Source organism: Micromonospora echinofusca (genome assembly GCF_017614955.1).
In the GTDB taxonomy this organism is placed as follows: domain Bacteria; phylum Actinomycetota; class Actinomycetes; order Mycobacteriales; family Micromonosporaceae; genus Micromonospora; species Micromonospora echinofusca_A.
In genome coordinates, this window is the sequence record NZ_WVUH01000447.1 from 1 (window position 1) to 4,871 (window position 4,871).

Consider the following 4,871-nt stretch of genomic DNA (forward strand, 5'->3'; position numbering starts at 1 on the left):
GGTGGTGCCGTTCGCGGGGCTCGGGCTCGGGCTGGCCGTGGGGGCGTTCGTGTTGTACCGGCGGCGGGTGCACAGCGACCGGGTGCAGGCCCGGGGTTGGCTGCGGGAGGTCCTCGCCGAGGCGCGCGCCGCGTACGGCGACGAGATCAGCCGCCGGTTCACCGACGTGCAGTACGCGCTGACGGTGGCGTTGGACGCCGCGGTGGAGCAGCGGCTGCGTGACCTGGACGCCCGGATCGCGGAGGTGGACCGGGCGCAGGCCGCGCAGCGGGCCGCCCGGTCGGCGCAGCGGGCGCGGGCGGCGGCGGACCGGGACGCGGTCCGGGCGCGTCTGGCCCAGGTCGACGAGGTGCTGGCCCGGGCCCGGGAGTTGACCACGGCCGGTGGGCCGACGACGTGACCGACATCGACGGCGCCTGGCCGGACCCGGGTGACGACGGCGGCGGTGACGTCGACGGGTGGCCCGTCGACGGGCCGCAACCGCACTGGTGGCCACCGGGTGACGACCCGACCGGCGACGACCTGCTGCCCGCCGTCGACGGCGGGTACCCGCCGGACGAGGACGACCCGGCGGCTGCTCTGGTGGACCCGCCGCCCGACGACGACCCGGCGGGCCACGACGACGCCGCTGGTGGCCCGCCGCGCGGGGTGGACGTGCCCGTCGGCGCGGACCCCGACCTGCCCGCCGCCGTCACCGACCCGGCCGACCTGTTCCCGCCGCCGTTGGCGTTCGACGGGCTACCCGAGCCCGTCGACGGGTACCCGTGGGCCGACCCGGGACTGCTCGGCGAGGTACCGGTCGACGCGCCGGCCGTGGGTGACAGTGCACCGCCGGTGGTGGACCTGGCCGCCTGGGCCGGCACCACCGGCGGGTGGCCGGACCTGGCCGCCGACCCGGACCCGGTCACGGCGGCACTGGCCCGGTTCTGGGGCGACCTGCCACCGACCGTCGGGCCCGGTGCGGGCCGGTGAGCGGGCCGGCCCCGACGGCCGGCATACTGCGCCCGTGCGACCCACCTTCGGCTACCTCGACGCGCCCGCGCCGCTGGCGTTCGCCCACCGTGGCGGCGCCGCCCGGGGTGACGAGAACACCACCGCCGCGTTCGCCCGGGCCGTCGCGTTGGGCTACCGGTACGTGGAGACCGACGTGCACGGCACCGCCGACGGGGTGGCCGTGGTGTTCCACGACGACACGTTGACCCGGATGACCGGGGACCGGCGGCGCATCGCCGACCTGCGGTGGGCGGACCTGGCGACGGTACGCGTCGGCGGGCAGGCCGTCGTGCCGCGCCTCGACGAGGTGCTGCACGCCTGGCCGCAGGTGCGGTTCAACGTCGACGTCAAAGCCGACGGCGCGGTGTACCCGACCCTGCACACCATCGGTCGGGCCGGCGCCGCCGACCGGGTGCTGCTGGCGTCGTTCAGTGACGCCCGCCTGGCGCGGATGCGGGCCCTGGCCGGACCCGGGGTGGCCACCTCCCTGGGCATGCGGGGGGTGGCCCGCCTGCGGTGGGCGTCGCTGACCGGCCGGCCGGTGAAACTACCGCCGTCGGTGGTGGCCGCGCAGGTACCGGTGCGCTACGGACGTGTCCCGGTGGTCGATGCCCGGCTGATCCGCTACGCCCACCGGCTCGGACTGCACGTGCATGTCTGGACGATCGACGAACCTGCCGACATGCACGAGTTACTGGACCTCGGTGTGGATGGCATCATGACCGATCACGTCGACGTGTTACGTGACGTGTACACCAGTCGCGGCCACTGGGCCGCCTGAGCACACCGAGGGAACCTGATGGCCGAGACGGTGACCCCCACGGCGACGCCCACCCCGCCGGCGAGTACCCGCCGGGAACGCACCGGCTGGTACTTCTACGACTGGGCGATGTCGGCGTTCTCCACCACCGTCATCACCGTGTTCCTCGGACCGTTCCTGACCACGGTCACCGAACTGGCCGCCGGTTGTGACCTGGGCGCGGACAGCTGCTCCGGGTACGTGTACCCGCTGGGGGTGAAGGTGGCCGCCGGGTCGTACTTCCCGTACCTGGTGTCCCTGTCGGTGTTCCTGACCGTGTTCGTGTTGCCGGTGGTCGGTGCGGTCGCCGACCGGTCGGCCCGCAAGAAGCCCCTGCTGGCGGCGTTGGCGTTCCTCGGCGCGGGGGCGACGGTGGGGATGCTGTTCGTCACCGGCGACCGGTACCTGCTCGGTGGGGCCCTGTTCCTGGTGGCGAACATCGCCTTCGGCGCCGGCGTGGTGGTGTACAACTCGTTCCTGCCGCACCTGGGTGGCCCGGACGACCGGGATGCGATCTCCAGCCGGGGTTGGGCGTTGGGTTACCTCGGTGGTGGGTTGCTGCTGGCGGTGAACCTGGTGGTGGTGCAGACCTTCGCCGTCGACGGGGATCCGCAACGCACCCTGGACCTGGCCCGCTGGTCGATCGTGTCGGCCGGACTGTGGTGGGCGGTGTTCACCCTGGTGCCGTTGCGCTGGCTGCGCGAACACCCCGGTGTGGAGGCCGGCACCGGTGGGGGGAACGTGCTCACCGACGGGTTCCGGCAGTTGGGGCGCACGGTACGGCAGATGAAGACGTACCCGTTGACGTTGTTCTTCCTGCTGGCGTTCCTGGTCTACAACGACGGCATCCAGACGGTGATCGCCCTGGCCAGCCAGTACGGCACGGAGGAACTGCGGCTGGGGCAGAGCACCCTGATCGTGACGATCCTGCTGGTGCAGTTCCTGGCCTTCGGTGGGGCGTTGCTGCTCGGCGCGCTGGCCAAACGCATCGGCGCGTGGAAGACGGTGCTGCTCAGTCTGGTGCTGTGGACCGGGGTGATCCTGGCCGCGTTCCGCCTGCCGGCGGAGGCACCACTGCCGTTCATGCTGCTCGGCGCCGGGATCGGCCTGGTCCTCGGGGGCAGTCAGGCGTTGAGCCGGTCGTTGTTCAGCCAACTGATCCCCGCCGGCCGGGAAGGCGAGTACTACGGGTTCTACGAGATCAGCGACAAGGGCACCAGCTGGTTGGGGCCGCTGGCGTTCGGTCTGGTGTTCCAGTTGACCAACTCCTACCGGGTGGGTCTGGTGTCGTTGCTGATCTTCTTCGTGGTCGGGTTCGTGCTGCTGCTGGCGGTACCGATGCGCCGGGCGATCCTGGCTGTGGGGAACACCCCACCCCGGGTACTCTGACCATGCCCATCGGCGTCAGCCGATGGGTTAGGCTCCCCGACCGTGACCGACGACGCCGCTGCCGCCCCGACCTGCCTGGCCCACCCGCCGCTGGGTGACCACCCGGCCCACACCCGCTGCACCGGGGTACACGGCGTCGACGGCCGTCCCCTGCACGCCGCCGCGTTGAAGTTCTTCTGGGGACCGATGGACTGCGGCAAGTCCACGATGGCCCTGCAGATGAACTACAACCACGCCCGGCAGGGCCGCCGGGGACTGGTCACCACCCGCATCGACCGGTCGTTGGGCCCGCAGGTCACCACCCGCATCGGTTTGGCCCACGAAGCGATCGAGGTCACCGAGGAGATGGACCTGCGGGCCCTGGTGCGCGGCCGGTGGGCCGAAGGGGTACGCGTGGACTACCTCATCTGCGACGAGGCGTGTTTCTACACCGTCGACCACGTCGAGCAGATGGCCGAACTGGTCGACGACTACGACGTCGACGTGTTCGCCTTCGGCCTGGCCACCGACTTCCGCTCCGACATGTTCCCCGCCGCGCGGCGACTGTTCGAACTCGCCGACTCGGTGGCCCGCATCCAGGTCGAGGTGCTGTGCTGGTGCGGTCGGGAGGGCTTGCTCAACGCCCGCGTCGTCGACGGGCGGGTGGTCCGCGAAGGCGCCCAGGTCGTCATCGGTGACACCGTCGACACCGCGCAGGTCCGCTACCAGGTGCTGTGCCGGCGCCACTACCGCAGCGGCGACCTGGGCCCCCGCACCTGACACCCGCCCCGGCGGCTGACCCGGGGAGGGTAGCCGGGTCAGAACGGGTCACCGCAGACCCGCCACCGGCCGTCCTCACGCACCACCGGTACCTGCCGGTCCTGCACCGGCCCGGACGCGCGGGTCAACCGCACCCGCACCGTGCCGTGCGGCCGACCGGACCGGGTGGCCACCGACACGTCGACGATCTCGTGCCGGGTCAGCACCGGCGCGGTGCGTACCCACGCCGCGAACCCCAACGCGCTCCACCGTCGGCGCGTGTCGGTACACAACCGGTCGTAGGCGGCCTCCACCTGCCCGGCGACGACCTCCCGCAGGAAAGCGTCGGCGGTGGAGCGCACCGGCCCGGACGCCCGCCACACCGACTGGAAACTGAACGTGCCCACCCCCGCCGCCCCGACGCACAGCATCACCGCCGCCAACGCGGTCACCGCGCCCGCGACCCGCAACCGGCGGACCGGCCGGGCCGGGCGGGTCCACGACTGCCCATCGGCCACGACCACCAACGGTAGTGACCACGGCGGCCGACGCGCAGCCGAACCGGGCCGCCACACACCCCCGGATGATCCTGACAGAAGATGACAGGATCATCCGGCAGGGTCACCGGCATGACCGCACCAGCCGAACTCATCATGATCAACCTTGACAGTCCCGACCCCGCCGGCCATGCCGCGTTCTACCGGCACGTCCTCGGCGGCGACATCATTCACAGCGAACCCGGCTACGCGATGCTGCGCGTCGCCGGCACCACCATCGGCTTCGGCCTCGTCGACCACCACCAACCGCCCGCCTGGCCCGACACCACCAGCGGCAAGCGCTACCACCTCGACCTGTACGTCGACGACCTCGCCGACGCGGAGAAACGATTCCTCGCCGCCGGGGCGTCCCGCCCCGACTTCCAGCCCGGCGACGGCCGCTGGGTGGTCCTGAC

At 72.3% G+C, this 4,871-nt stretch carries 6 protein-coding genes and 1 pseudogene; 6 read left to right on the forward strand and 1 reads right to left on the reverse strand.

Features of this window, described 5'->3' with window-relative positions; all coding sequences use genetic code 11:
• The 5 genes and pseudogenes from GSF22_RS30550 to GSF22_RS30570 form a co-directional block, all read left to right on the forward strand.
• Positions 1-400: pseudogene (locus GSF22_RS30550) on the forward strand (dynamin family protein); the annotation flags it as partial.
• A complete protein-coding gene (locus tag GSF22_RS30555) occupies positions 397-972 on the forward strand; it encodes a hypothetical protein (RefSeq protein ID WP_208817380.1) in 576 nt (191 codons plus the stop codon). The pseudogene GSF22_RS30550 and the gene GSF22_RS30555, both read left to right, overlap by 4 nt.
• A 34-nt stretch (positions 973-1,006) precedes the next feature.
• Positions 1,007-1,774, forward strand: coding sequence for a glycerophosphodiester phosphodiesterase (locus GSF22_RS30560; protein WP_208817381.1), 768 nt, complete (start codon positions 1,007-1,009; stop codon positions 1,772-1,774).
• Positions 1,775-1,792: 18 nt separating this feature from the next.
• Positions 1,793-3,181 (forward strand): MFS transporter, encoded by a 1,389-nt coding sequence (locus tag GSF22_RS30565; protein WP_208817382.1) that lies wholly within the window; start codon positions 1,793-1,795, stop codon positions 3,179-3,181.
• A 42-nt stretch (positions 3,182-3,223) separates the two neighbouring features.
• Positions 3,224-3,940: a thymidine kinase gene (locus GSF22_RS30570; protein WP_208817383.1), complete on the forward strand. Its 717-nt coding sequence runs from the start codon at positions 3,224-3,226 to the stop codon at positions 3,938-3,940.
• Positions 3,941-3,978: 38 nt separating this feature from the next.
• On the opposite strand, the gene GSF22_RS30575 is transcribed toward GSF22_RS30570, so the two are convergent.
• A complete protein-coding gene (locus tag GSF22_RS30575) occupies positions 3,979-4,437 on the reverse strand; it encodes an Rv0361 family membrane protein (RefSeq protein WP_208817384.1) in 459 nt (152 codons plus the stop codon).
• Between the two features lie 111 nt (positions 4,438-4,548).
• On the opposite strand from GSF22_RS30575, the gene GSF22_RS30580 reads away from it, so the two are divergent.
• A partial coding sequence (locus tag GSF22_RS30580; RefSeq protein ID WP_208817385.1) for a VOC family protein occupies positions 4,549-4,871 on the forward strand: 323 nt, incomplete at its 3' end.

Excerpts from the sequence above, each read along its gene's own strand:
- GSF22_RS30565 (WP_208817382.1), top strand. The coding sequence starts at position 1,793 with ATGGCCGAGACGGTGACCCCCACGGCGACGCCCACCCCGCCGGCGAGT.